The sequence below is a fragment of the Pontiella agarivorans genome (assembly GCF_034531395.1).
GTDB lineage: Bacteria > Verrucomicrobiota > Kiritimatiellia > Kiritimatiellales > Pontiellaceae > Pontiella > Pontiella agarivorans.
On sequence record NZ_JARVCO010000012.1, the window covers coordinates 1 to 22,201 of the forward strand.

27 protein-coding genes and 1 rRNA gene are annotated in these 22,201 nt (G+C 51.8%); 17 read left to right on the forward strand and 11 right to left on the reverse strand.

Annotated features, from left to right (window positions below):
• The first annotated feature begins 19 nt into the window (after positions 1 to 19).
• The 4 genes from rrf (at position 20) to purB (ending at position 3,482) form a co-directional block, all read left to right on the forward strand.
• Positions 20 to 134, forward strand: a 5S ribosomal RNA gene (gene rrf / locus P9H32_RS12910).
• A gap of 138 nt (positions 135 to 272) precedes the next feature.
• Positions 273 to 902, forward strand: coding sequence for an SHD1 domain-containing protein (locus P9H32_RS12915; RefSeq protein ID WP_322609325.1), 630 nt, complete (start codon positions 273 to 275; stop codon positions 900 to 902).
• Positions 903 to 922: 20 nt separating this feature from the next.
• Complete coding sequence (locus P9H32_RS12920) at positions 923 to 1,516, forward strand: XTP/dITP diphosphatase (RefSeq protein WP_322609326.1); 594 nt, start codon at positions 923 to 925, stop codon at positions 1,514 to 1,516.
• Positions 1,517 to 2,126: 610 nt separating this feature from the next.
• Positions 2,127 to 3,482, forward strand: coding sequence for an adenylosuccinate lyase (gene purB, locus P9H32_RS12925; RefSeq protein ID WP_322609327.1), 1,356 nt, complete (start codon positions 2,127 to 2,129; stop codon positions 3,480 to 3,482).
• A 122-nt stretch (positions 3,483 to 3,604) separates the two neighbouring features.
• Here the strand turns inward: purB and P9H32_RS12930 are convergent, their stop codons facing one another.
• From P9H32_RS12930 to P9H32_RS12945, 4 genes are all read right to left on the reverse strand, one after another.
• Positions 3,605 to 3,964 carry a thermonuclease family protein gene (locus P9H32_RS12930; RefSeq protein WP_322609328.1) on the reverse strand — a complete coding sequence of 120 codons (360 nt, stop codon included), beginning with the start codon at positions 3,962 to 3,964 and terminating at the stop codon, positions 3,605 to 3,607.
• Between the two features lie 84 nt (positions 3,965 to 4,048).
• Positions 4,049 to 4,771: a 3-keto-disaccharide hydrolase gene (locus P9H32_RS12935; RefSeq protein ID WP_322609329.1), complete on the reverse strand. Its 723-nt coding sequence runs from the start codon at positions 4,769 to 4,771 to the stop codon at positions 4,049 to 4,051.
• Positions 4,764 to 6,095, reverse strand: coding sequence for a Gfo/Idh/MocA family oxidoreductase (locus P9H32_RS12940; RefSeq protein WP_322609330.1), 1,332 nt, complete (start codon positions 6,093 to 6,095; stop codon positions 4,764 to 4,766). Before P9H32_RS12940 ends, P9H32_RS12935 begins: the two co-directional genes overlap by 8 nt.
• Positions 6,096 to 6,109: 14 nt before the next feature.
• On the reverse strand, positions 6,110 to 7,057 hold the full coding sequence (locus P9H32_RS12945; RefSeq protein ID WP_322609331.1) for a hydroxypyruvate isomerase family protein: 948 nt from the start codon (positions 7,055 to 7,057) through the stop codon (positions 6,110 to 6,112).
• A 188-nt stretch (positions 7,058 to 7,245) separates the two neighbouring features.
• Here P9H32_RS12945 and accB point away from each other — a divergent pair, with 188 nt between their 5' ends.
• From accB to P9H32_RS12985, 8 genes are all read left to right on the forward strand, one after another.
• The gene (accB, locus tag P9H32_RS12950) at positions 7,246 to 7,695 is read left to right on the forward strand and encodes an acetyl-CoA carboxylase biotin carboxyl carrier protein (protein ID WP_322609332.1); all 450 of its coding nucleotides are present in this window, start codon (positions 7,246 to 7,248) and stop codon (positions 7,693 to 7,695) included.
• 10 nt (positions 7,696 to 7,705) lie between these two features.
• Positions 7,706 to 9,067, forward strand: coding sequence for an acetyl-CoA carboxylase biotin carboxylase subunit (accC, locus tag P9H32_RS12955; protein ID WP_322609333.1), 1,362 nt, complete (start codon positions 7,706 to 7,708; stop codon positions 9,065 to 9,067).
• A 19-nt stretch (positions 9,068 to 9,086) separates the two neighbouring features.
• Complete coding sequence (locus tag P9H32_RS12960) at positions 9,087 to 9,515, forward strand: Asp23/Gls24 family envelope stress response protein (protein WP_322609334.1); 429 nt, start codon at positions 9,087 to 9,089, stop codon at positions 9,513 to 9,515.
• A gap of 4 nt (positions 9,516 to 9,519) precedes the next feature.
• Positions 9,520 to 10,065, forward strand: a complete 546-nt coding sequence (gene amaP, locus P9H32_RS12965; RefSeq protein ID WP_322609335.1) for an alkaline shock response membrane anchor protein AmaP — start codon at positions 9,520 to 9,522, stop codon at positions 10,063 to 10,065.
• A gap of 11 nt (positions 10,066 to 10,076) precedes the next feature.
• Positions 10,077 to 10,643 carry a D-sedoheptulose-7-phosphate isomerase gene (locus tag P9H32_RS12970; RefSeq protein WP_322609336.1) on the forward strand — a complete coding sequence of 189 codons (567 nt, stop codon included), beginning with the start codon at positions 10,077 to 10,079 and terminating at the stop codon, positions 10,641 to 10,643.
• An 8-nt stretch (positions 10,644 to 10,651) separates the two neighbouring features.
• Complete coding sequence (locus P9H32_RS12975; protein WP_322609337.1) at positions 10,652 to 11,404, forward strand: hypothetical protein; 753 nt, start codon at positions 10,652 to 10,654, stop codon at positions 11,402 to 11,404.
• Between the two features lie 10 nt (positions 11,405 to 11,414).
• Positions 11,415 to 11,750, forward strand: coding sequence for a phenylpyruvate tautomerase MIF-related protein (locus P9H32_RS12980; RefSeq protein ID WP_322609338.1), 336 nt, complete (start codon positions 11,415 to 11,417; stop codon positions 11,748 to 11,750).
• A gap of 191 nt (positions 11,751 to 11,941) precedes the next feature.
• Positions 11,942 to 12,448, forward strand: a complete 507-nt coding sequence (locus P9H32_RS12985; protein WP_322609339.1) for an O-acetyl-ADP-ribose deacetylase — start codon at positions 11,942 to 11,944, stop codon at positions 12,446 to 12,448.
• On the opposite strand, the gene P9H32_RS12990 is transcribed toward P9H32_RS12985, so the two are convergent.
• From P9H32_RS12990 to P9H32_RS13000, 3 genes are all read right to left on the reverse strand, one after another.
• Positions 12,431 to 12,718, reverse strand: a complete 288-nt coding sequence (locus P9H32_RS12990; RefSeq protein WP_322609340.1) for a glutaredoxin domain-containing protein — start codon at positions 12,716 to 12,718, stop codon at positions 12,431 to 12,433. The two genes, P9H32_RS12985 and P9H32_RS12990, sit on opposite strands and share 18 nt — an antisense overlap.
• A gap of 7 nt (positions 12,719 to 12,725) precedes the next feature.
• Positions 12,726 to 13,184: a hypothetical protein gene (locus tag P9H32_RS12995; protein ID WP_322609341.1), complete on the reverse strand. Its 459-nt coding sequence runs from the start codon at positions 13,182 to 13,184 to the stop codon at positions 12,726 to 12,728.
• Positions 13,185 to 13,253: 69 nt separating this feature from the next.
• Positions 13,254 to 14,135 carry a Dyp-type peroxidase gene (locus tag P9H32_RS13000; RefSeq protein ID WP_322609342.1) on the reverse strand — a complete coding sequence of 294 codons (882 nt, stop codon included), beginning with the start codon at positions 14,133 to 14,135 and terminating at the stop codon, positions 13,254 to 13,256.
• 207 nt (positions 14,136 to 14,342) lie between these two features.
• On the opposite strand from P9H32_RS13000, the gene P9H32_RS13005 reads away from it, so the two are divergent.
• Genes P9H32_RS13005 through P9H32_RS13015 form a run of 3 tightly spaced genes read left to right on the forward strand, consistent with a single transcriptional unit; the run spans position 14,343 to position 18,028 of the window.
• A complete protein-coding gene (locus tag P9H32_RS13005) occupies positions 14,343 to 15,290 on the forward strand; it encodes a ParB/RepB/Spo0J family partition protein (RefSeq protein ID WP_322609343.1) in 948 nt (315 codons plus the stop codon).
• A 2-nt stretch (positions 15,291 to 15,292) separates the two neighbouring features.
• On the forward strand, positions 15,293 to 16,411 hold the full coding sequence (locus tag P9H32_RS13010; protein WP_322609344.1) for a M48 family metallopeptidase: 1,119 nt from the start codon (positions 15,293 to 15,295) through the stop codon (positions 16,409 to 16,411).
• A gap of 15 nt (positions 16,412 to 16,426) precedes the next feature.
• Positions 16,427 to 18,028 carry an oligosaccharide flippase family protein gene (locus tag P9H32_RS13015; RefSeq protein WP_322609345.1) on the forward strand — a complete coding sequence of 534 codons (1,602 nt, stop codon included), beginning with the start codon at positions 16,427 to 16,429 and terminating at the stop codon, positions 18,026 to 18,028.
• A gap of 193 nt (positions 18,029 to 18,221) precedes the next feature.
• Here P9H32_RS13015 and P9H32_RS13020 read toward each other — a convergent pair whose 3' ends face one another.
• The 4 genes from P9H32_RS13020 to P9H32_RS13035 are packed head-to-tail and all read right to left on the reverse strand — an operon-like array spanning position 18,222 to position 20,743.
• Positions 18,222 to 18,761: a putative quinol monooxygenase gene (locus P9H32_RS13020; protein WP_322609346.1), complete on the reverse strand. Its 540-nt coding sequence runs from the start codon at positions 18,759 to 18,761 to the stop codon at positions 18,222 to 18,224.
• 16 nt (positions 18,762 to 18,777) lie between these two features.
• Positions 18,778 to 19,503, reverse strand: a complete 726-nt coding sequence (locus tag P9H32_RS13025) for an LOG family protein (protein ID WP_322609347.1) — start codon at positions 19,501 to 19,503, stop codon at positions 18,778 to 18,780.
• Positions 19,504 to 19,516: 13 nt separating this feature from the next.
• A complete protein-coding gene (locus tag P9H32_RS13030; protein WP_322609348.1) occupies positions 19,517 to 20,077 on the reverse strand; it encodes a LemA family protein in 561 nt (186 codons plus the stop codon).
• 3 nt (positions 20,078 to 20,080) lie between these two features.
• The gene (locus tag P9H32_RS13035) at positions 20,081 to 20,743 is read right to left on the reverse strand and encodes a hypothetical protein (protein WP_322609349.1); all 663 of its coding nucleotides are present in this window, start codon (positions 20,741 to 20,743) and stop codon (positions 20,081 to 20,083) included.
• 111 nt (positions 20,744 to 20,854) lie between these two features.
• Between P9H32_RS13035 and P9H32_RS13040 the strand changes: the two genes are divergently transcribed.
• Both P9H32_RS13040 and P9H32_RS13045 read left to right on the forward strand, forming a co-directional pair.
• A complete protein-coding gene (locus tag P9H32_RS13040) occupies positions 20,855 to 21,904 on the forward strand; it encodes a tRNA dihydrouridine synthase (protein ID WP_322609350.1) in 1,050 nt (349 codons plus the stop codon).
• Positions 21,905 to 21,912: 8 nt separating this feature from the next.
• Complete coding sequence (locus P9H32_RS13045; RefSeq protein ID WP_322609351.1) at positions 21,913 to 22,173, forward strand: hypothetical protein; 261 nt, start codon at positions 21,913 to 21,915, stop codon at positions 22,171 to 22,173.
• Positions 22,174 to 22,201 lie beyond the last annotated feature (28 nt).

Sequence of the window (22,201 nt, forward strand, 5' to 3'; positions counted from 1 at the left end):
TGTAGATTTTAGAAGATTTTCCGGTTGCCATAGCGAGGAGGAAACACCTGTTCCCATTCCGAACACAGAAGTGAAGGGCCTCAGCGGCGATGGTACTAGGGGGTAGACCCTGGGAGAGTAGCACGCAGCCGGTTTTTATTTTTCAAACCCTGAAACTTAATTGTTTCAGGGTTTTTTTGTGTCAATAAGATATCCTGACTTTGGACCAGGGCTTAATTTCGTAGAATGAGGTTTAATGTATAAGCCGTGGGAGCCTGGATAACGGAGAAAAGATGAAGAGTATATATGTTGTGCTGATGATGGGTATATTTGCAGAATTTTCGAGTTTCGCAGAGTTTCGTATTTGGGAGGATCGGTCTGGCCGTATTTGGGAGGGTGAATTTGTAACCATGAATGCCGGCAAGGTGGTCGTTCAGAATCAGTCTGGTACAAAGACGGAATACAATCCGGAGCAGCTTTCTGAAAATGATTTGTCTTATCTGGAGGAAATAATACCTCCGAAGCTGAGTTTGGATGTTTCTAAAACATCGAACAGCAGTACCTCCGGCAATTCGGAATCTATTATCTGCCGGGCATCTATCAAAAAAGCAAATACACGCATTTATAAAGGGGAGCTAACCGCAGTGCTTGTTGTTCTGGCCGAAGAGATGAGAACCGGGGCTTTTTCAAAAGCGGGGGCATCGACAGAGTATTCTTTTGTTCTTCCGGAAAAGCATGGAGTGGTTGTCGAGTTCGAATCTTCAGCTGTGCCCCTGGCAAAAAGCTCAGCAAAATCAGGCCGCGTATATGCAGGGTATGTGCTTGTGGTGTGGGACCGGTTCGGTAATCCTGTGGCGGTACAATCAAATCGAGATTCGTTTTTGGAACGTGCAACCAAAATTGCGCGACCAAGAAGGCGATGAACAAGAGGCAGGAGCTAATTATGAAACTGGTCATTGCAACCCGCAATGCGCACAAGCTGGAAGAGATAAAAACAATATTTGATTTCAGGGGTTTGGAAGTTCTTTCGGCATTTGATTTTCCCGAAATTCCTGATGTTGTAGAAGATGCCGATACTTTCGAGGGTAATGCCTGCAAAAAGGCTCGAGAGTTGGCTGTGGCAACGGGGTGTTGGACATTGGCGGATGACTCGGGGTTAGAAGTTGATGCTTTGGGCGGCGCCCCGGGGGTATGGTCGGCCCGTTATGCAGGTGAGCCGTGTTCCTATGAAAAGAATAACACCAAGCTTCTCTGTGAGCTTGAGGGCAAGGACGACCGAAATGCGCGTTTTCGAACCGTGATTGCACTTTCTGATCCGGAGGGGAATACTGAAACGGTAGCGGGGAAATGCGAGGGACATATTATTGATCAGGGGCGGGGTTCCAATGGATTTGGATATGATCCGCTTTTCGTACCTGATGGCTATGAAGAAACCTTTGCTGAACTGGATGCCTCTGTAAAAAACTGTATTTCTCATCGGGCGAATGCGCTGAAAGCAGCGTATAAAAAGTGGAGGGGCAGGCTTGCCTCCGTCTAAGGCAATATTTCACTGAACCGGTCGTTTTCCGCCTTTTTAGGGAATAGCGTCTTGAGTGGAAAAAGCGGCTGGTTGTCTCATCCTTCTAGGCTTCCAGGGACCGGAAGAAAAATCATGGCAACCAGCTCGCACTACTTTTCATCGTGAACTCGTGGTAGACCAAGTGGATGGCGCAGTTTGTTCTCTGAGATATCGAACTCGACGGTTGCGAGGTTCATCGGATTATAGAAGGAGACCATTAAAAATATTGGAAAATCCGGGCCGGAAAAGCAATACAAACGAGCGATGCTCGACGATGTGATTGCCAAGAAATGGAGTAAGCTGGATTTTAAAACAGCATGCGGCGGCTATACTGGTTTCGGAAAAAGGAAGGGTCTTTGATGACCGATTTTCTCCGGTACAGAATGAGGAGGAAGCGCGTCGCCATTCCGGCCGTGAGGATGAAAGGTCGCTACCGCGCAAGCGGTTTTTCCGCGGATTCTAAGTTCCAACGTCTGCCATTTTAGGTTCTGGAAAGGCTGCTCCGTAATATCGGGGCGGCTTTTATTTTGCTCAACGAGTGCGGGGTGTCTATATTCCCGCTTTTCGGAACAGATTTAGGAGAAGATAAATGATTACTGCCATCAGCCCGATTGACGGGCGCTATGCATCGAAGGTTGCTGAGCTGACCGAATGTTTTTCTGAATATGCGCTGGTACGCAACCGTGTGCGTGTTGAAGTGCTCTGGCTTATGGCCCTGTGTGCCGAGGCCGGGATTCCGGAGTGCCGAGGCCTGAGCGACGAGGAAAAGACGTTGCTCATAGGTATTGTCGAAGATTTTACACCGCAGGAAGCGGAAAAGGTTAAGGAGATTGAGCGCACGACCAATCATGATGTGAAGGCGGTTGAGTATTACCTGAAGCAAAAAATTGCCGGAACCTCGCTGGAAGAACTTTCAGAATTTCTGCACTTTGCATGCACCTCGGAAGATATCAACAATTTATCGCATGCTTTGATGCTGAAAGATGGGATCGCGACTATTCTGCCGCATCAGCAGGCAATGATTGATGCGTTGAAAACGTTTTCCAATGATTGGAAAAGTGTCTCTATGTTGGCTCGCACACATGGTCAGACGGCTTCGCCGACGACGATCGGAAAAGAGCTGGCGGTTTTTGCAGACCGTTTGGCTATGCAGAAGCATAAAACGGAATCGGTTGAGATTCTTGGAAAGCTGAATGGTGCCGTTGGAAACTTTAATGCTCATTTGTCGGCTTATCCGGACGTTGATTGGCCGGCGCTGGCGCGGGGCGTCATTGAAGATCAGCTCGGGCTTAAACAGAATCTGTTTACCACTCAGATTGAGCCGCACGATTATATGGCCGAAATTTTTGATGCCATCAGCCGGTTCAATACGATTCTCATCGATATTGACCGTGATATCTGGACCTATATTTCCATGGGCTATTTCGGACAGAAAACCGTAAAAGGGGAGGTCGGTTCCTCCACCATGCCACATAAGGTTAATCCAATTGATTTCGAGAATTCGGAAGGTAATCTGGGAATCGCGAATGCGGTCTTCGGGCATCTTTCGGCTAAGCTTCCGGTTTCGCGCCTTCAGCGCGATCTTACCGATTCCACGGTACTGCGCAATATGGGGGTCGGTTTCGGATACTCCATGATTGCTTATCTCTCAACGCTTAAAGGTTTCGGTAAGCTTAAATTGCGCGAGGATGTGCTTGCGTCTGATCTTGATAGTGCATGGGAAGTACTGGCCGAGCCGGTGCAGACGGTCATGCGTAAAGCCGGGATTGAAAAACCGTATGAAAAGCTCAAAGATTTGACCCGGGGCAAAGATGGAATCACCGAACAGACGATTCGTGAATTTGTTCAGAGTCTGGAACTCGATGAAGCGGACAAGCAGCGTCTGCTTGAGATGACGCCGGCCTCGTATGTGGGCATGGCTGAAAAAATTGCTGAAATGCTGTAGTATATTCTTTAGGGCGAATATGAAAAAGCGGTCTTAGGGCCGCTTTTTTTGCATCCTGTGTTGCAGATGGATGTTTCCGCTTAGCCGGAATCTGCCGGTTGGAGCGGAGTCATTGTTGTAGATCAGTAGTCTTTGTATTCGGCATGGCCGGTTTCAACCAGCTCATCGTTGATGTTGATATACGAGCTGTTTTCCTCAAGCCAGATTTCCGCGAGATAGCGGCCGTATTTGCCCTTTTTGTCCTTGATCGTTTCGATGAGTATTTCTTTTCCGAGAATTCTGGAACGCAGAAAGTCGCGCGATACTTTTCCGGCTTCTTTTTCAGCACCGCGAACCTCGGGGGCATTGATGCGATGCAGTCGGATTTTTTCTCCTCTGACGGCGATTTTCAGGCCGAGATCAATGTCGACAGTTATCGTGTCGCCATCATAGACCGCGGTGACCAAAGCTTTATAGTGGAAGAGCCAATCTGCAGTTTTCATGCAGTGAATATAGCAGGACTTCCAGATCTTGGAAATGTCCTGTTCCTGTAAAATCCGGCGGCGGGTTTTGCCGATATGCGCCACTCAATCGAGTTCTTTGATCTGAATATTACGAAACTGTATAGGGTGGCTTTCGGCCTGGAGTGAAATCCAGCCATAGGTGAGGGGAGTTCCATCGTCAAATTTCGGGTTGCTGTATTCAATGACGGTTTTTCCGTTAATGATGTGACTGACTTTTCCGTTTTTGAAGATGGCTTCAGCCTGAACCCATTCGCCTGCAGGCAACGCTGTACCGCGGCTTTTTATAACGTGTTGTTTGATGGTTTTTCCATTTACATCTACGTATGTCCCCGGTGTGCAGATGGAACCGGTTGTGCGTGTTCCGGATTCGTTTTGGGCCAGGAATTGGAATTCGAGGGAGGTCGGGAATTTCTGTTCTTTCTCCATCGTTTCCGGGGCCTGCCCGGACAGCATGACCCCGCTGTTGGTATGGGCCCATTTCGGTCCGCCGGGGAATTGATCACCTAAGAAGCGGTATTCGCATTTGAAGTGATAGTTTGTGAAAGGGCGGTTGATGAAGATGTGGCCGAATTCGTCCTTAAAGCTGTTATTCGGAAAGTCGCTGTAAGAGACCGTAAGCAGTCCGTTCTCAACGCGGAAAAGGTTTCCCGGATTCTGTCCGGTTTCAAAGCCGGTTACTTTGACCGTCCATCCGTTCAGATTTTTTCCGTTGAAGCAGTTCTGCCATTCGCCGCCGGCAAGAACCGATGATGCGGCAATGAGGGCTGCCCACCATTGCTTAACCATTGAGCACCCAGCCTTCGCGGTATTTTTTGGAGAGGTATTCGTTGGCCTTTTCGTCGTTGGTCACGCGGCCGCTTTTGGCATCATATTTAAGTTCTTTTCCGGCTTTGTGAGCCGCCAGTCCAAGCATTAGCGTTTCGATCATTTTTCCTGCGTAATCAAAGTTGCAGTCGGTTTTAAGATCGCCTTTGCAGGCATTAAACCACTGTTGCATAAATCCGCCAATCGGGGCGCGGGCTTTGTGAGGCGGGGTGTAGTAGGTCATATCGGTGTCTTTACCGAGGGGAAGCAGAATGCGGTTATTGAAGTCGGCGATCAGGACGCCCTTGGTTCCTTTAAAAAGAGCGCCGTGGCTGATTTTGTTGAGATCCAGGGCATTGTTTGGAGATTTCGGGCGAGGGCCGCCCTGGTACCAGGCCAGGCGAATTTCATCGCGCCAGTTATTTGCGGGAAGAGTGAAAATGGCGGTCAGTTTGGAGGGGCAGACGTATGGGCTCGGCGAATCACCGAACGCTTTGGCTTTGATGGGGCTTTCGGCATCGATAGCGTTCCAGGCGAGGTCGACGGTGTGACTGCCCATGTCGCCGACTTGCCAGCTTCCGAAATCATCGTACATATTCCAGCTGAGGCAGCCGCGTCCGGGGCGCAGGTCAAAATAGCCCGGATTGTAGGGGTGCCACTGAACGGGGCCGATCCACTGGTTCCAGTTAATGCCTGCCGGAGGTTTGCCGTCGGCCGGGAGGTAGGCGGTTTTGTTGTGGGTGCGGTTGCCCCAGGTGTGCACGTCTTTGAGCTCGCCGATCGCACCGCCTTTGATCATTTCCGCAACACGGTCAAAGTTGGGGTTGGCATGACGCTGTGTGCCGTGTTGCGTGGCCAGCTTTTTTTTGTTTTTCAAGTACACTTCGCGTACGGCACGGGCTTCCGCTACGCAGTCGCCCAGCGGTTTTTCGCAGTAAACATGGAGTCCGCGGTTCATAGCCCATATTGATATGAAGGCATGGTGATGATCGGGTGTGCAGATCACGACAGCTTCAAGATCTTTCTGCTCCAGACATTTGCGCCAGTCGGTATACTGCTTGGCTTTGGGAAATTCCTTGGCGGCAAATTTCATGCATTCGCTGTGGACATCGCAGATGGCCACAATATTCTGAGTTCTGAGATCGTGATAATGTTGTTTTCCGCGCCCGTAGGCGCCGATCAGCGCGATGTTGAGTTTTTCGCCGGGACCTTTGCCGGCGAGCGTGCCGGAAGGGAGAATGGTCAGGCCGGCACCTGTTGCGATAGAGGAGCTGAGAAAGGTTCTTCTTCTGCTGTGAGTTATCATGCTGTTTCTCCGTTTTAAATCTTAAAGCTGTCGACTTCCCGGTAGGTCTGAATCAGGCGCTGTTCGCCTTCAATGCCGGACCGGCTGATGCCGTGTTCCATTCCGATGAGGCCTTTGTAGCCCTTTTGGTGAAGGTGCCGGAAAATATTTTTATAGTTTATTTCGCCGGTAGTCGGTTCTTTCCGGCCTGGCACGTCAGCGACCTGAAAGTAGGCGATTTCGTCCCAGGCTCGGTCGATATTGTTGATCAGATTTCCGTTTTGGATCTGTTCGTGATAGAGATCGCTGAGAATCTTGCACGATGGGCTGCCCACCGCCTTTGCTATGGTATAGGCTTGAGCCACGGTCTTTAGAAAGACCCCGGGGTGATTCATGTAGTTCAGCGGTTCCATAACCATAATCAGCCCATGCGGCTCCATCAGTTCGGCGCAGAATTTCAGATTTTCGACGACGTTGGCAAACTGGTATTCATAGTTGAGGTTCGGATTGTGGGCTCCCAGAACAATAGTGGTCCAGCGGGCATTCACGCGTTTGGCGGTTTCGATCGACTGTTCGCACATTTTTTTCAGTTCAGCCTGAACAGATTTTTTATTCGGCGAGATGCCTTTCCCCCGGTATTTATCGCCTACAATGTTGGAAGTGAGCATCTGGCTGTTCATTCCGAAACCGGTGACAAAGACACCCATGGTCATGCCCAGAGCTGAAAGTCTGTCGCCGATTTTCTGTTGCAGTTGGGGCGGCTTTTTCATCATGCCGTTATCTTCGATGGCACGGAAGCCATGGTCGTACATGAATTGGATTTGATCGAGGGGGTCTTTTCCGGCGCTGTGAACAAAGTGGCGGAAGCCCGGAGCATAGTTGAGTTTGAAAGGAGGAGCGGCGGCGGAGGTTGCCTGGTTCGCAAAAGCACTGAGGCCAGCTGTGCCGGCTGCCGCCACGGTTCCGAATGTTCTTCTGTTCATATTCGATCTCCCTGTTGCCTTAAGTGTGGCGTGCTATGTTAAGAATAGACGCGGTTTTCCGGGCGTAATGGACAGGGCTGTTCTATATTTTTTGAGGTTCACTAGTTTTGGATTAGAGCTGGGCATTAGCGCTGAAATTTAGTTTAGTTTCCGGAGATTGCACAATTTTATAACCGGAGAGGCTGACTATGGAAATCAAGGATATTAAGCGCATCGTTGAACTGATGAAGGCGAACGAGCTGACCGAGTTCAAGATGAAGGACGATGATTTTGAACTGGCGATGAAGCGCGGCGGCGAAGAGACGGTGGTTTATGCCGCACCGGCTGCTGCTCCTGTTGCTGCTGCTCCTGTTGCTGCTGCTCCTGTTGCTGCTGCTCCTGCTGATGAAAATGAGGGGCTGATTGAAATTCCGTCTCCAATTGTTGGAACATTCTACCGTAAACCGGCCCCGGATGCGGATAACTTCGCCGAAATCGGCACGGAAGTTACTGAAGATACGGTGGTCTGCATTGTTGAGGCCATGAAGGTGATGAATGAAATCAAAGCCGAAGTGAAGGGGACCATCCGGAAAATCCTCGTTGATGACGCAGCACCGGTGCAGTATGGCCAGCCGCTTTTCCTTGTAGAACCGAAATAAGGGGCTGCCCATGTTTAAAAAGGTACTCATAGCCAACCGTGGTGAAATTGCTCTGCGCATTATCCGTGCATGCAAAGAACTGGGCATTGAATCTGTTGCGGTTTATTCCGAGGCGGATGTCGATTCGCTCCATGTTCAGATGGCCGATGAAGCCATCTGTATCGGGCCCGCAGCGGCAACCGACAGTTATCTGAAAATCACCAATATCATCAGTGCAGCTGAGGTGGCTGATGTGGATGCCATTCATCCCGGTTATGGTTTTCTTGCGGAAAATGCTCATTTTGCTGAAATCTGTGCCAACTGCAATATCACCTTTATCGGCCCCTCTGCTGAATGTATCAGCCAGATGGGCGACAAAGCTATTGCCCGCGACACGATGAAGGCGGCCGGGGTTCCGATTACGCCGGGGTCTGACGGGATTTTAAAGACTTCTGATGATGCGCTCGCTCTGGCGCAGGAAATGGGCTATCCGGTTTTGCTCAAAGCTGTTGCCGGTGGTGGCGGCAAGGGAATGCGTGTGGCACGTAACGATGTCTCTCTGGTGCAGGGATTCATGGCGGCTTCGGCAGAAGGCGAAGCGTCATTCGGGAACCCAGATCTGTTCATGGAAAAATACATCGAATCGGCCCGCCATGTGGAGGTGCAGATCATCGGCGACAAACACGGTAATGTCTGCCATGTCGGTGAGCGCGATTGTTCAATTCAGCGTCGTCATCAGAAACTGGTCGAAGAGGCACCGTGTCCGACGCTGAGCGACGAAGAGCGTAAGGCCCTCGGTGATGCTGCGGTTAAAGCCGGTAAAGCCGTCGGGTATAACAGTGCGGGCACACTTGAATTCCTCTATGACGAAATTGAGAAAAAATTCTATTTCATGGAAATGAACACCCGGATTCAGGTGGAGCATACGGTTTCCGAAGAGGTTTCGGGCATTGATCTGATGAAAGAACAGATCCGGGTTGCTGCCGGAGAGCCGCTTTCATTCACACAGGATGAACTGAGGATTACGGGGCATGCGATCGAGTATCGGGTGAATGCAGAGGATCCGTATAACAACTTCACACCGGCTCCGGGCCCGGTTGAAGCGGTTCATTTTCCGGGTGGCCCCGGTATACGCATCGATTCGCACGTCTATTCCGGGTATAACATTTCCCCTTATTACGACAGTATGATCGGAAAAATCATTGTTCACGGAAAAGATCGGGAAGAGGCCATCATGCGTATGCGCCGCGCGCTGGAGGAGTTCACCATCAGCGGTCCCCACACTTCGGTTCCGCTGGGGGAAGCACTGATGGCAGATAAGGCCTTTATTGACGGGACCTATAACACAGCCTATCTTGAAAAATTCATGCATGAGGTGTTTTTGAACGCATAGACTGCGGGGACAGCTGACAATGGAAAATGCTACAGGCAATGCGGTAATGGATATGCAGGAGTTGACTGTGGCACCTGAAATGTCCGGTTCTGAATACGGTCGGATCAGTATCAATCCCAACGTTTTTGCCATTATTGCGCACGAGACTGCAAAAGAAGTGCCCGGCGTGGTTGAGTTGCAGGGCTCGCTGGCCGACGGCATTGCGGGTATCATCGGAAAGAAGGCCAAGGATAAAGGGATTCGGGTCGAGGAAGAGCGGGATTTACTGACGGTTAATCTGACTGTGGTTCTCGAGTTCGGAGTGAATATCCCGGAGATCTGCCTGCAGCTGCAGGCCGCCGTTAAAAAGAGCATTGAGGAAATGACCGGAAAAGAGGTCTATGCCGTTAATGTGGTGGTTCAGGGCATTCGAAACAGTCGTACCGAAAAAAAAGCTCTCGAGGAATAGCGCGATGAAACGCACCGGAATAGGCAGTATACTTACTAACGCCGTGCTGCTGATTCTCGGTGGTGCACTGATCTACGGCAATACCTTTAACCGTGACCTCGGTATTAAAATCGGGGACATGATGGCCACGCCGTTCGGCAGTCTGATGCTGGGAGGTGTAATGATTGCGGCTGTGATTCTCGGCTGGGTGGCGCGTTTCGTCGGGAAAAAGGAAAAATTCATCGACTTCCAATCCGATGGCGGCTGCGTTGGGATCAGCACTAAGGCGATCAAGGACTTTATTGAACGCGTCGGCAAAGAGTTCGGTTCGGTCAAAAGTATTGACAGCCGGTTGAATCATAATAAAGGCGGCGTGGATATAGTCATCCGTGTAAAAGTGCTCTCCGGTACAAAGATCCCCGAACTTACACAAGAGCTGCAGCAACGCGTCCGCGAGCGTGTGCGCGAATCGCTCGGCATCGACGGTATCGGTAATATCACGGTGAAAGTGGCTGAAATTGTCGGAGAGCCTACGCGGAAAACCGCCGATACGCCGCCGGTTGAGGGGTAGAGGATATTTTTATGGATGTTGCAAAAATTCAGGCGGAGTCCCGTGCAGTTTCGGATCAGGTTTTTCGGGAACTGATCCCTGTTGTGGAGGATATTGCGGTTTTGATGGCAGATTGTCTTAAAGCCGGAGGAAAGGTAATGGCGTGCGGAAATGGCGGAAGTTCAGCCGATGCTCAACATTTTGCCGGCGAACTGGTGAATCGGTTTCTTATGAACCGGAGGCCCTACGCCGGTCTTGCGCTGAATACCGATGCATCGGTCATGACGTCGATCAGCAACGATTTTTCCTATGAAGAGATCTACTCGAAACAGGTGGAGGGGCTGGGGCGTTCCGGTGATATTCTGGTGGGTTTTTCAACCTCCGGGAATTCAGGAAATGTACTGAAAGCCTTTGAGGCAGCGAAAGAGCTGGGCATTAAAACCGTTGGTTTTCTCGGAGGAAGCGGCGGGAAAATTTTTCCGTTGTCTGATTACGCACTTCTAATTTCCTGTTCGTCACATACCCCGCGCATTCAGGAAGGGCATGAACTCATGATGCACCTGATTTGCGAGCGTGTGGAAGAATTGATGGAAAGCTGAGTTCGGCGATGCGTTGGTTTTTCGCCATAGCGGTATGGATTGCAGTGCTGATCAGCGGTTGCTCCACGATGATCAACGGTGTGCCGGATGGCCCGATTCATGCCGCATATCAGCCCCTCGGTGATCCTGAAGCGGAAGCCTTTTTTTTCCAATGTCTGGATAGCCTGGAAGAGCAATACGGAAAACCCGATATACCGGTGAAGGATGTGATTTTCCGGCGTTCCAGAAAAAATGAAACGGCCCGTCGCTACCGTATTGCTGAAGATTTTTCGCTGACGCAGTGCATCAATCCGGATAACGGGGAATTTGTGGTATACATTGGTGTGGATGCCGACGGGAAAAACTACTACCCCCTGTTGACGCACGAGTGCGGTCATTTCATCAATGCCCGGATCAAGGACTGGTATATAGAGGGATTTGCCACGGTATTTTCGGAGGAAATCTGCACGGAATTCAATAAACCTTGGGGAGACTGGGGGCGGCATTTTAACCGGTCCAGAAAAAATCCCTATGCGAGATCCTACCGTATGATGCGTGATCTGAAGGCGGCCTGTCCCGAGGCGTATCCGAAAATCATCCGTTTTACAAAAATAAACGGGCAAAGTTCGGAATGGCTTTGCATCGATATCGATGCCTGGCTGGAAACGCTCAGCAGTGTGCAATACGACGCGGCGCTTGAGATCATTGAACCTCATCTGAAGGTGCTTCGCAGGCACACCGCCTCCGGTTATACCATTGAGATTCCGTCCGCATTGAAATAAGGAGGCTGATATGCCGATGCTTAATCTGAAATGTACAAAGGAAATTCCTGCGGAGCTTCTGCCTGAGCTGTCCGGCCTGATCGCCGACGGCATGGGTAAGCCGGAGCAATACATCATGGTTGTTGCTGAAAAGACGACTGTTATGATGTCCGGGGTTGAAGGCGATGCCGCATTTGCAGAGGTCAAAAGTCTTGGCGGACTAAACGCGACGGTGAACCGGGCGATCAGCGAAGACCTGTGTGAACTGCTTCATAAGCAATTGGGCATTCCGCCGGAGCGGATTTATATCAATTTTCAGTCGCTCGAAAGGGACCACTGGGGCTGGAACGGATCAACATTCGGATAACGAAGGAGTGGGCCGTGCCATGTAGGTCGGGCCCGCCCTTCGCCTTATCCGCAGAACTTACTTTTTTCCTGAGTCTGGATGTTCTGTGTCTGGAGGCACTGTGAGTGCCGCAGAATGTTGTTGCTGTCGATGAATGCTCTGCCACTTTCCGTTTGAAAACCTCTGCGGTGTAAAGCACTATATTAATCATCATGGTAGAGATCATCAAAGGCGATATCACCGCATTAAAGGTGGATGCCATTGTGAATGCGGCAAATCCGACATTGCTGGGCGGCGGCGGAGTTGACGGGGCGATTCATCGTGCGGCAGGCCCGCGGCTGAAGGCCGAGTGCGCCATGGTCGGGGGCTGCCCGACCGGTTCAGCCAAGCTGACCGACGGCTATGATCTGCCCTCGCGATTTGTAATTCATGCGGTGGGTCCGGTGTGGCATGGCGGTTGTGAGGGGGAGGATGAACTGTTAGCTTGCTGCTACCGTACATGCTTTCAGCTGGCTGAGGAACACCGTATTAATTCGCTGGCCTTTCCATGTATCAGCACCGGCGTTTACAATTTTCCGTTTGAACGGGCCTGCGGAATTGCTCTGTGTGAAATTTTTCGGGCGCTGGGCGAGGGGAGCCGTGTGAGGCAGGTTTACTGCGTCTGTTTTTCCGACGAGGATTTGGAGCGGTATCAGCGGATTCTAGCCACCTTCGGGTAGGATCTTATCGATTTCTCCGGACTCGATCATCGGTTCCAGTTTTCGCCATCCGGCAATATGCCGGTCCCCGATGAAGATCTGGGGAACAAAGTCAACGGGTCCGCCGCAGCGGCGGTACATTTCCCGGGTATTGTCCGAGTCCACAAATTCATCGGCATCGGCGTCGTATTCGATGGCATAGGCGGTGAAGGTAATCCCGCGTTTGTGCAGGAAATCGATGGCTTCGGTGCAGAGACCGCAGACTTTGGCGTAGTAGATGTCAACATTCATGATGGTTTTACCATTTCAGCAGCAGACCGATATTATAGGACGGTCCGTCAAAATAATTTTCCTCAAGGTCATAATACCGCACCTCGGCAAGCGCTCCGATCCAGAGGAAGGTGGCTTCCACACCGATCTGGGCAAATACGCCGGAAGTATCGTCCATTCCGCCGGCATCGGAATCCATAAAATAATATCCGGCCCCCACACCGGCATAGGGCGAAATCATGAAGGGGAGGCGGACATTAATGGAGGCATCGAGGGGAATCATGTCTGTTTCAATGTCGTCGAAGTTTACATAACCGCCGCGCGCTTCAACGGCTCCGAAACCTAGAAAAGTTTTTTTCAGGCGCAGCCCGGCTCCTTGACCGGATGAATCTGCCTCCCAGTAGGTTCCATAGGCCGAAAGGCTGGTATCAGCGAGCGCGCACCCCGCGGCGATCAGAGCAGTACAAAGCAGTAAGAGTTTTTTCATGTGTGCATCCTCCTTGATTTTAAAAACAGAACGCTATCCAAAGTTCGGAAGCGCGGCAAGATTACGTTGCTACAGGTTCAGGGCCCGGAGATCGAGCTGGCCTTGAAGGATCGGCGGACACCAGAAATAGTTGCCGGTTACCGGCCGGGAAAAATTGAAGAGGGCATCGGTGATGCCGTCCTCGATGCCGACCATGCGGGCCAGCTGCACTTCGAAGGAGCGGAAATCGCGGCCGAAGGCCACGAAGTTGAGTCCTTCGGCCGAAGAGTCGGCCCAGGGCATGGAGCGTCGCATCATGAATGCTTCCGGGGTGAAGCTTTCCTTTTCGGTTCGTTTGGTGTGTGCCGATGGTGGAGCATCGGCGAGCTCTTCGTTATCGCTCAGCCGCCGGCCGATGGTGCGGTCCTGCTCGTTCGGGGAAAGGGCTTTAAAGCGGTTAAGGTTGTGTACCCAGGTCTGCACGGCGGCGCAGCTTGATCCGTCGAGGCCGGGACCGGCACCTTGCAGAAAGGCGGCGTCCTGTGCCGCTTGCCCTGCGGGATTTTCTGTGCCGTCTTCATAGTCGGTGAGATCACGGCCGGAGCCGTGTTTGAACGCATCGATCGTGTGAATGCATTCAAAGGCGTCCGAAAGCAGTCCTTTAAGGTCTCGGCTTCGGTTGATTAGAGCGCCGCGTTCCGCCCCGCGCAACCAGCACCAGAGAGCTGCGGGTGTGGAGGGAACTTCGATGCGCGCATCGGGAAGCGCCGGAAAAGTTCCAAGGTTTGGAAGGTCGGCATTCAGCTCCATGGCCAGTGAGCGGCCCACGCCGACCACCAGATCGGTTCCGTCGGCGATGGTTTTGAGGCGCAGGAGGGCTTCGGCCGGAGAGGTTCCGGGAATGCGTTCGAAGGTCAGGTAGCGTCCATGGGCGGGAAGGTCGTCTATAATTCCGGTCTGGTAATGTGTCATCGTTCTTTTCCTGTTGAATGGCGGGGCATTGTATATGCTCCAATAAAAGCAACGGGCGGAAAATAGTGGAAAATAAGGTGGTTTCGGCAGAGCGGATGCAGATTCCTGTGGTGGGTGTGCGGATGCGATTGGGCGACGATTAGCCTTTATTTTTGCCCGTTTTGCAGGGAATATTCGAAGCTTTCAGGCAATTTGAGAGGAAGATCTATGGCGGGGAAAAAAGCAGCGCTCGGACGAGGGCTCGATGTACTCATAAAGGATGGCACCACAGCCAAAAGAAAGGCTGTGGCTAAAAAAGCGCCGGTTAAAGCCGCACCGACAAAAACCGCTGAGGGCGAAGCCTCCGGCGTACGCGAAGTTCCGGTTTCGAAAGTGGTGGCCAGTCCGTGGCAGCCCCGGAGCGTGTTCGAGGCGGATGCACTCACAGAGTTGGTGGAGTCCATTAAGGTTCATGGGGTGCTGCAGCCGTTGCTGGTGCGTGAGGTGGGAACCAAGTTTGAACTGATTGCCGGTGAACGGCGGTTGCGTGCGTCCCAGGCGGCCATGCTTAAGCGTGTGCCGGTGATTGTGATTGAAGCATCCGATGAAAAAGCACTTGAAATTGCTCTGATTGAAAACCTGCAGCGCGAAGATCTGAACCCGATTGAAGAGGCCGAGGGGTATGCGCTGCTGCAGAAAAAATTCAATATGACACAGGATCAGGTTGCACGGCAGGTCGGGAAGGCGAGGGCTTCCGTCGCCAACGCACTGCGCCTGCTGGAGCTGCCGGACTCTATCCGGAAGTATGTGGCGGAAGGATTGCTTTCGGTAGGGCATGCAAAGGTGTTGCTGTCGCTCGAGACAGAGAAAGATCAGGCGATTCTGGCCCGCAAAGCGATCAAGGACGGCCTGTCTGTGCGGGCTCTGGAAAAGCTGGTGAAGAAGCTGACCATGCCTCCGAAAAAACCGCGGGCGGAAAAATCAGATCTGCCCGCCGATTATCTGCAGACGCTCACGGATGAGTTGCATCAGTATCTGGGAACAAGTATTCGGATTTCGCCTTCAAAAACGCTGGCGAACGGAAAAAAAGTGAGAGGGTCGCTGGAAATTGACTATCATGATAACGATGAACTCGACCGTCTGCTCACCGTCATCGGCTATGCGAGCGACCTTTAATCATGTCTGAAAAAGAAAATAACCGCGAAGCGATGGCGAAAGAATATGATGCCGTCCATAACCGTCTTTTTGTTATTGAAATTATCGTGCTGATTGCCCTGTTGGCGGTCTTTCAGTTCACAGGGGCATCAGCGGCCCTTGCAGCCGGGCTGGAGGCCCGGTTCGGTGCCGGCCTGTGGTTTGTGACGAATGCGGTATATACCGCCGTTGCGGTTTTTGGCTTTTCGGCATTTATGCTGCCGTTAACGTACTACAGCGGCTATGTGCTGGAGCATCATTATGAATTGTCGAACGAGACGTTCGGTGAGTGGCTGGGCGATTTTGTGAAGTCGCTGTTCATTGATATTCTGCTGGCCTCAGTGCTGTTTTCGGTTATCTATGGGTTGCTGCGGTGGATTCCCGAATGGTGGTGGCTGGCTGCCGCGGTGTTCTATATTCTTTTTTCAGTGGTTATCTCTACGCTAGCTCCGGTTTTGATTATGCCGTTGTTTCATAAGTTTGAGCCGCTGGAAGAAGGAGAGCTGACGGATGCGGTCCGGAAGATGATGGATGAGGCGGGGATTAAAGTGGTCGGAGTCTTTAAATGGGGACTGGAAGAAAAGACCACCACGGCTAATGCCGCATTTGCCGGATTCGGGAGAACCAAGCGCATTATTCTCGGTGATACGTTGCTGAGCGGCTATTCAAAGGAGGAGATTCTGGCCATTCTTGCCCACGAAGTCGGACACTATAAAAACAAGGATACCTGGCGTCTTATGGCTACCGCTTCTGTGCTGGCTTTGCTGGGATTTTTTGTGGCGAATTTTTGTCTGATCCAACTGACCGGGCTGCTGAATCTGGGTGCAATTTATGATATAGCGGCTGCACCGGTGTTTATTTTCTGTCTTTTCGTTTTCTCTCTCATTTCGATGCCGTTTTCCAATATGCATTCGCGCCGGAGGGAATTCGCGGCAGATGCCTATGCGGTGGCGACGATGGGTTCTGCCGATCCGTTGGTTTCCGCCCTTGAAAAACTGGCCGATCAGAATCTTTCCAACAAAGAGCCTGCGGCCTGGATCGAATTTCTGCTGCACAGTCATCCCTCGATGGTACGGCGTATTGATCGAGCCCGCAACGGCTGACCCCTGCCATGAAATATGCATAGTGACGCCCAGAGTGCGCGGAAAAATCCCGGAGAATCAGGATTCTTTTCGCGGGAAGCCGTCGGTAGCGTTCCGTGGATGATTATCGGCAAGCTGGTGCTGTTTTTTGTCTATTTCGGGATCAGCATGCTCACGGTGAACGGGCTGGGCAAAGAGAAATATGGGGTCTACAGCCTGATGACCAATATTTCTCAGTATATGGTCGTGTTGTGCAGCCTTGGGCTGGGTGCGGCGCTGATGCGCTATATCCCGGAGCTGGCCGCCCGCCGGAATAAGCGAGGTCTGCAGCATCTGCTTTGGAAATCGGCGGTTCTTCAGTTTACGGCGGTGGTGCTTGTTGCCACAGTTCTGATTTTATTGCGCACGCCGCTGCAGCGTCTTTTTCTGGCAGAGCATATTGAGCATTTTGATTTTTATCTGATGCTGGCCTGCGGATTTGCAGTCCTGCTGTTGCTGAAGGATTTTGTAGGCACGGTATTTACCTCACTTTTTAAAACCCGCATTGTGGCGATTCTGTCCATGATACATGGTGTCGTCTGGCTGGTGCTGCTTTATGTCTGGCTGAAGTACCGGCCGGAGGTGGGGGCCGTCTTTTTTGTGCAGATGCTTTCCATCACTTCGTTCTATTCGTTCGGCGCGGTACTGCTGTACCGCCATATTCACAGTCTGCCGTGGAGTGCCGATGAAACCGGCATTGGAAAACGACGCACACTGGCCTTCTCCGGGACGGTTATGCTCAGCACGATTCTGCGCATGGTAATGTTTAAATATTCCGAGGTGTTTTTTATTGCTGCGATCGGCGGGGCCACCCTGGCCGGTGTTTATGATCTCGGTTACACACTCCCGTATACCGTTATTACGTTTCTTCCTCTCGCCTTGCTTCCGATTTTTACGTCAGCGTTCGCGGAGGCTTATGTGCGGGATCGGAGTTGCCTGGGCCGGCTGATCAGCTCTTATTATAAAATACTGATGCTGCTGGCGCTTCCGGTCGGTATTCTGGGGGCTTTTTTTGCGCCGGATGCCTATCGGATTCTATATAAAGGCGAAATGAACGAGGCCGGGGCTTTGGCCGCGATATTCTGCATTGTTTTACTGATGCCGCTGTTTTCCATGCCGCTCTCTGCCGCCATTAAAGCAAAAGAGAAAGTCCTGCATATGGTGCCCATGCTCATCCTGCAGATTGTGGTGAATCTGTTTCTGGACTGGCTGCTGATTGTGAAGCTTCGAATGGGGGTCTGGGGCGGAATCAGTGCGGTTGCGGGGACTTTTATCTGCACCATTCCGTTCCGTACAATGGTGATCCGTCGCGTGCTTGGAGGCGTCTATTTCCCGGCCGCTTTTTTCTTTCGTATAACCCTCGTTCTGATGCTGCTGGCGTGGTTGCTGCACCTATTGACCGATAAAATTGAGCTTTTCCTGTGGATGGAAAATCAGTGGCTGAACATCGGCCAGTTGTTTCTCATCGGCATCATTTATGTGCTGATTTTTGTGCTGTGTATCCGTCGCCTGCGGCTGGTCCGCAGGGAGGATATTGAAGATTTTCAGGCTCTGGATATTCCGCGTTTAAATACGGTGCTTCAGTTTCTGGTAAAATAATACCCTGTTTGATTAATGCTCGGTATAAACCTCGTAGTCCAGAATCTCCAAAGTTTCACCACGGAGGACCCAGAGGAACACGGAGGAAGGACTCTGTGTTCTCCGAGTCCTCCAGCGGAGCGGGTGGTCAGTATGTTTCAGCAAGTGGTATAAAACCGCCCCGGAATCCGGAGCGGTTTCGGCAGCGGATCCTTTAGGCGTCTTCAAGCACCCGCAGATCGAGTCCTTCGGTCATTCCTTCGGTGTCGCTTCCGTATTGCTTCATGTGCGGAGAGGCAAGATGCGCCTGCAATGCCTCTCTGGAAGACCATTTTTCGATGACTGTCAGGATATTCGGATCTTTGGTCTGAATGTCGATGCCGCTGTCGGTATCGGCAGTCAGGGTGTATTGTATGCACCCGTCTTCCGCCAGTACATTCGGGATGTTGGCCTTGAAGATTCGGGTGAATTCTTCCCGGTGCTCCGGTTTGACTTTGATGAATGCAATCACATGAACCATGGTTTTGTTATTTCCTTCCTGTTGCAGTTTCGTGTCGTGACTGGATGCCAGCAGCCGGCTTTTGAGCCGGGCATATTCCGCATCGCTGATAATCTTTTTCGTATGCGCTTCATGCAGATCGAGCAGTTCCCGGCCCACCGCATGCTGCTGCGTGGTTGAAAAACGGGTGATGTTACAGCCGGAAAGCAGGCTGATGGCGGTCAGTGCTGTGAACAGGGCGATTGCGTTTTTCATGTTCATCTCCTATCAGTTATTCGTAGAACGTTGTGATGACATTCCAGGCCTCTTCCGCTTTGTCGCAGAAGGTAATGATTTCAAGGTCTTCTGGGCTGATCAGGCCGCACGCGGCGAGATATTCCCAGTTCACCAGTTTTTTCCAATGTTTGGAATCAAAGAGGATCACCGGCATGCGGTCGATTTTTTTGGTCTGGATCAGGGTGAGTGCTTCAAACAGTTCATCAAAGGTGCCGAAGCCGCCCGGAAAAATCACCACTGCTTTTGCGCGCTGCAGGAAATGCATTTTTCGCATGTGGAAATAGTGGAACTCAAAGTTCAGTTCGGGGGTCACATAAGGATTTGCTTCCTGCTCGAACGGCAACTGGATATTCAGCGAGATTGATTTGCAGTTGGCTTCATCGGCACCGCGATTTCCCGCCTCCATGATTCCGCCGCCGCCACCGGTTACGATGACATATTCGCAATCATGATTGTTTTGGGAGGTGGTGCTGATGAGGTGTGAAAGTTTCCTCGCTTCTTCGTAGTAGGAAACCAGCCCGGCGAGATTCTGGTTTTTACATTCATCGGCCGTTTCCGGAGAGGGGATTCGTGCGCTGCCGAACAGGACGATGGTGGATTTGACGCCCTGCTCCTGCATCGTCACTTCCGGATGCAGGTATTCGAGCTGCAGCCGTACGGGGCGGCAATAGGGCGAGTTCAGGAAGGAGATGTTTTCATAAGCTTTAGGTGGTGCAATCATTGATTCTCCGGATTCATGTTTTCAGTTTAACCGCAGGGGCTTCGCGGACGGCGGGATTGACATTGAAAAAATCGCGGGGTTTAAAGTCGAAGCCGTTGGCGATCAGGCTGCTGGGAAAAGCTTCGCATTTATTCCGGTAGTCGCGGACATTCCCGTTGTAGAAGCGGCGCGCGGCCTGAATGCGGTCTTCGGTATTCACCAGTTCCTGCTGCAACTGTAAAAAATTACGGTCCGCCTTCAGGTCCGGATAATCCTCGGCAATGGCCATCAGGCGCTGGACGCCGGCCACCAGTTGTTTTTCAGTGCCGGCCTGATGGTCGATACTTCCGTGGTCGGCATGGCACTGATTGCGAAGCGTGATGACCTGTTCGAGGGTTTCCTGCTCGTGGCGGGCATACCCTTTTACAGTTTCCACGAGGTTGGGAATCAGTTCATAGCGCCGCTGCAGTTCGGTGTCCACATCGCTCCAGGATTCGGAAATATGATTCCGCAGCGCCACCAGCGTGTTGTAGGTGGCAATGGCCCAGATGACCGGAATCAGGGAAATAAGGAGAAAAGGAATCAGCACCAGCACGGGTCAGTCCTCGAAGAGATAGTTCGGCATCAGCTTCCGGATTTCAATCAGGCGATCCAGGTGGGGGCGGATCTCCTCAACCTTCAGTTTCGTGTTATAGCCGACAGCCAGCTGGTTCTGATCGAGCTCAATATTGATATCCCGATGATTCAGCAGGAATTCCATCATGCGCGCGTTACAGAAATCGTAGGCAAATTTTTTATCTTTGCAGCGGACAACAAACGATTTTGAAAACTCATGGCTTTCAAAGTCGATATCGTCATAGCCCACGGCCTGGGCGATTTTTGAAAAGAGGCCCTCTTTGGCAATGGTCAGTTCCGGAAAAAACTTCGGCAGTGTAAGGATGAAGAACGAAAAGTGATGGTGGTGGGTTTTGCGTTTTCCATCGGAATCGGTGGAATGTGTCTCATAGTGGTAGTCAAACGCCGCGATGTCGTGATCGCGGTAGTTTCCGGCCAGCATATTGTAGGCATAGCGGTTGGAGCCCTGACGCAGCTTATCAAGAAAGCTGTAGCGGTCGGCCAGTTGATAATTCCGTTCATGCCGGAAATCCAGCCCGAGCTCCTCGGCCAGCAGGGTCATGTCGTCGCGGCGCTTTTTTCCCGCCCAAATCCCCCAGATAACCGCCCCGATAATACAGATTACAGCAATGATGGCTCCGCCCATAAAACTTCTCCTGAAAAATTACATTCATTTAAGCGGTTTGCGGGGCGGATTCCGATTATAATTTCGTTCACAGTTTACAAATAAAGGCGGGTGGGAAATATTCCCACATCCATGGATTTAAAACCCCTCCAGTTTGGTTCTGTTACGGTCGACTTTCCGGTGCTGCTCGCCCCGATGGCGGGCTACACCGATGCGGCGATGCGCACGCTCTGTCTGGAGCAGGGCGCCGGTGCGGTTTACACGGAGCTGACGAGCGCCGAGGGCATTCGGCGCGATTCGCAGAATACGTTTGCCGCGCTGAAAACCGCAGGCGGCGAACATCCGATTGCCGGGCATATTTTCGGGCGCGATCCGGAGGCGATGGCCGAGGCGGCAAAATATGTCGAGCAGACGGGGCAGTTTGACTGGATTGATCTGAATTGCGGCTGTCCGGTGAAAAAGGTGGTTTCGCGTGGGGCGGGAGCGGCGTTGCTGAAAGATCTTCCAACCCTTGGAAAAATGATTTCCAGGGTTCGGAAGGCGGTTTCGCTGCCGCTGTCGGTTAAGACGCGGATCGGATTTAATCAGGATACGGCCGACCACCTGGATATTGCCCACACGGTGGAGGAAAGCGGCGCGGATATGATTGCGGTGCACGCGCGGCTGGCCAAAAATTTTCACGGCGGAGATCCGGATTATGAAAAGCTGGGCGAAATGAAGCAGCTGCTGAACATTCCAATCCTTGGAAACGGCGGCGTCCAATCGTTGGAAGATGCGGAACGGATGGTGAGGATCTCCGGCGTGGACGGCGTGATGATCGGGCGCGGTGCGATTGGGAATCCGTGGATCTTTGATTCGATTCGGCGGGGAGGGACGGATGCGTGCGATACGGTGCGGCCTGCTTCCATCGGGCTTCAGGAAAAGCGGGAAATGATGGCCGAACACCTGCGCCGGCTGGTGGAATTGAATGAGAAAAAACAGGAAATCTCCGCGCGGGCGAAGCGGTATACCGCCGAAGAGGCCGCGTGTATTCAGTTTCGCACCCATATTCCCTATTATGTGAAAGGGCTGTTTGGGAAGAAACAGTTGCTTATGAAACTTGCGCGCCTTATGACCGTCGGGGCAATCATGGAAGAAATCGATAGACTGGTTGAAAAGAATCAATCGTGCGAGGCACGTTAAGGATAAGAATGAGTGAAGAACTGGAAATGAATGTCGGGACCCAGCCGCTGGATGCGGTGATGACCGAAAAGGGCATTAAGAATAATGATCTGGTTGCGATTGCGCCGCCGGGATTTATTAATCATAAGCAGATTCAGAAGGGCCGGAAAGGGCGTCGGCTGACGATGCATATGCAGCAGAAGATTCTCGATACGCTGAATATTTACAGTGCCCCGGAAAGTTATGAATGGGAAGACCTGTTTACTTACCGCGGGAAAAAGGATCTCTGAGCGGGACGGAGCATCTTGCTTCGTTGTG

Excerpts from the sequence above, each read along its gene's own strand:
- P9H32_RS12915 (WP_322609325.1), top strand. The coding sequence starts at position 273 with ATGAAGAGTATATATGTTGTGCTGATGATGGGTATATTTGCAGAATTT.
- P9H32_RS12920 (WP_322609326.1), top strand. The coding sequence starts at position 923 with ATGAAACTGGTCATTGCAACCCGCAATGCGCACAAGCTGGAAGAGATA.
- purB (WP_322609327.1), top strand. The coding sequence starts at position 2,127 with ATGATTACTGCCATCAGCCCGATTGACGGGCGCTATGCATCGAAGGTT.
- P9H32_RS12930 (WP_322609328.1), bottom strand. The coding sequence starts at position 3,964 with ATGAAAACTGCAGATTGGCTCTTCCACTATAAAGCTTTGGTCACCGCG.
- P9H32_RS12935 (WP_322609329.1), bottom strand. The coding sequence starts at position 4,771 with ATGGTTAAGCAATGGTGGGCAGCCCTCATTGCCGCATCATCGGTTCTT.
- P9H32_RS12940 (WP_322609330.1), bottom strand. The coding sequence starts at position 6,095 with ATGATAACTCACAGCAGAAGAAGAACCTTTCTCAGCTCCTCTATCGCA.
- P9H32_RS12945 (WP_322609331.1), bottom strand. The coding sequence starts at position 7,057 with ATGAACAGAAGAACATTCGGAACCGTGGCGGCAGCCGGCACAGCTGGC.
- accB (WP_322609332.1), top strand. The coding sequence starts at position 7,246 with ATGGAAATCAAGGATATTAAGCGCATCGTTGAACTGATGAAGGCGAAC.
- accC (WP_322609333.1), top strand. The coding sequence starts at position 7,706 with ATGTTTAAAAAGGTACTCATAGCCAACCGTGGTGAAATTGCTCTGCGC.
- P9H32_RS12960 (WP_322609334.1), top strand. The coding sequence starts at position 9,087 with ATGGAAAATGCTACAGGCAATGCGGTAATGGATATGCAGGAGTTGACT.
- amaP (WP_322609335.1), top strand. The coding sequence starts at position 9,520 with ATGAAACGCACCGGAATAGGCAGTATACTTACTAACGCCGTGCTGCTG.
- P9H32_RS12970 (WP_322609336.1), top strand. The coding sequence starts at position 10,077 with ATGGATGTTGCAAAAATTCAGGCGGAGTCCCGTGCAGTTTCGGATCAG.
- P9H32_RS12975 (WP_322609337.1), top strand. The coding sequence starts at position 10,652 with ATGCGTTGGTTTTTCGCCATAGCGGTATGGATTGCAGTGCTGATCAGC.
- P9H32_RS12980 (WP_322609338.1), top strand. The coding sequence starts at position 11,415 with ATGCCGATGCTTAATCTGAAATGTACAAAGGAAATTCCTGCGGAGCTT.
- P9H32_RS12985 (WP_322609339.1), top strand. The coding sequence starts at position 11,942 with ATGGTAGAGATCATCAAAGGCGATATCACCGCATTAAAGGTGGATGCC.
- P9H32_RS12990 (WP_322609340.1), bottom strand. The coding sequence starts at position 12,718 with ATGAATGTTGACATCTACTACGCCAAAGTCTGCGGTCTCTGCACCGAA.
- P9H32_RS12995 (WP_322609341.1), bottom strand. The coding sequence starts at position 13,184 with ATGAAAAAACTCTTACTGCTTTGTACTGCTCTGATCGCCGCGGGGTGC.
- P9H32_RS13000 (WP_322609342.1), bottom strand. The coding sequence starts at position 14,135 with ATGACACATTACCAGACCGGAATTATAGACGACCTTCCCGCCCATGGA.
- P9H32_RS13005 (WP_322609343.1), top strand. The coding sequence starts at position 14,343 with ATGGCGGGGAAAAAAGCAGCGCTCGGACGAGGGCTCGATGTACTCATA.
- P9H32_RS13010 (WP_322609344.1), top strand. The coding sequence starts at position 15,293 with ATGTCTGAAAAAGAAAATAACCGCGAAGCGATGGCGAAAGAATATGAT.
- P9H32_RS13015 (WP_322609345.1), top strand. The coding sequence starts at position 16,427 with ATGCATAGTGACGCCCAGAGTGCGCGGAAAAATCCCGGAGAATCAGGA.
- P9H32_RS13020 (WP_322609346.1), bottom strand. The coding sequence starts at position 18,761 with ATGAAAAACGCAATCGCCCTGTTCACAGCACTGACCGCCATCAGCCTG.
- P9H32_RS13025 (WP_322609347.1), bottom strand. The coding sequence starts at position 19,503 with ATGATTGCACCACCTAAAGCTTATGAAAACATCTCCTTCCTGAACTCG.
- P9H32_RS13035 (WP_322609349.1), bottom strand. The coding sequence starts at position 20,743 with ATGGGCGGAGCCATCATTGCTGTAATCTGTATTATCGGGGCGGTTATC.
- P9H32_RS13040 (WP_322609350.1), top strand. The coding sequence starts at position 20,855 with ATGGATTTAAAACCCCTCCAGTTTGGTTCTGTTACGGTCGACTTTCCG.
- P9H32_RS13045 (WP_322609351.1), top strand. The coding sequence starts at position 21,913 with ATGAGTGAAGAACTGGAAATGAATGTCGGGACCCAGCCGCTGGATGCG.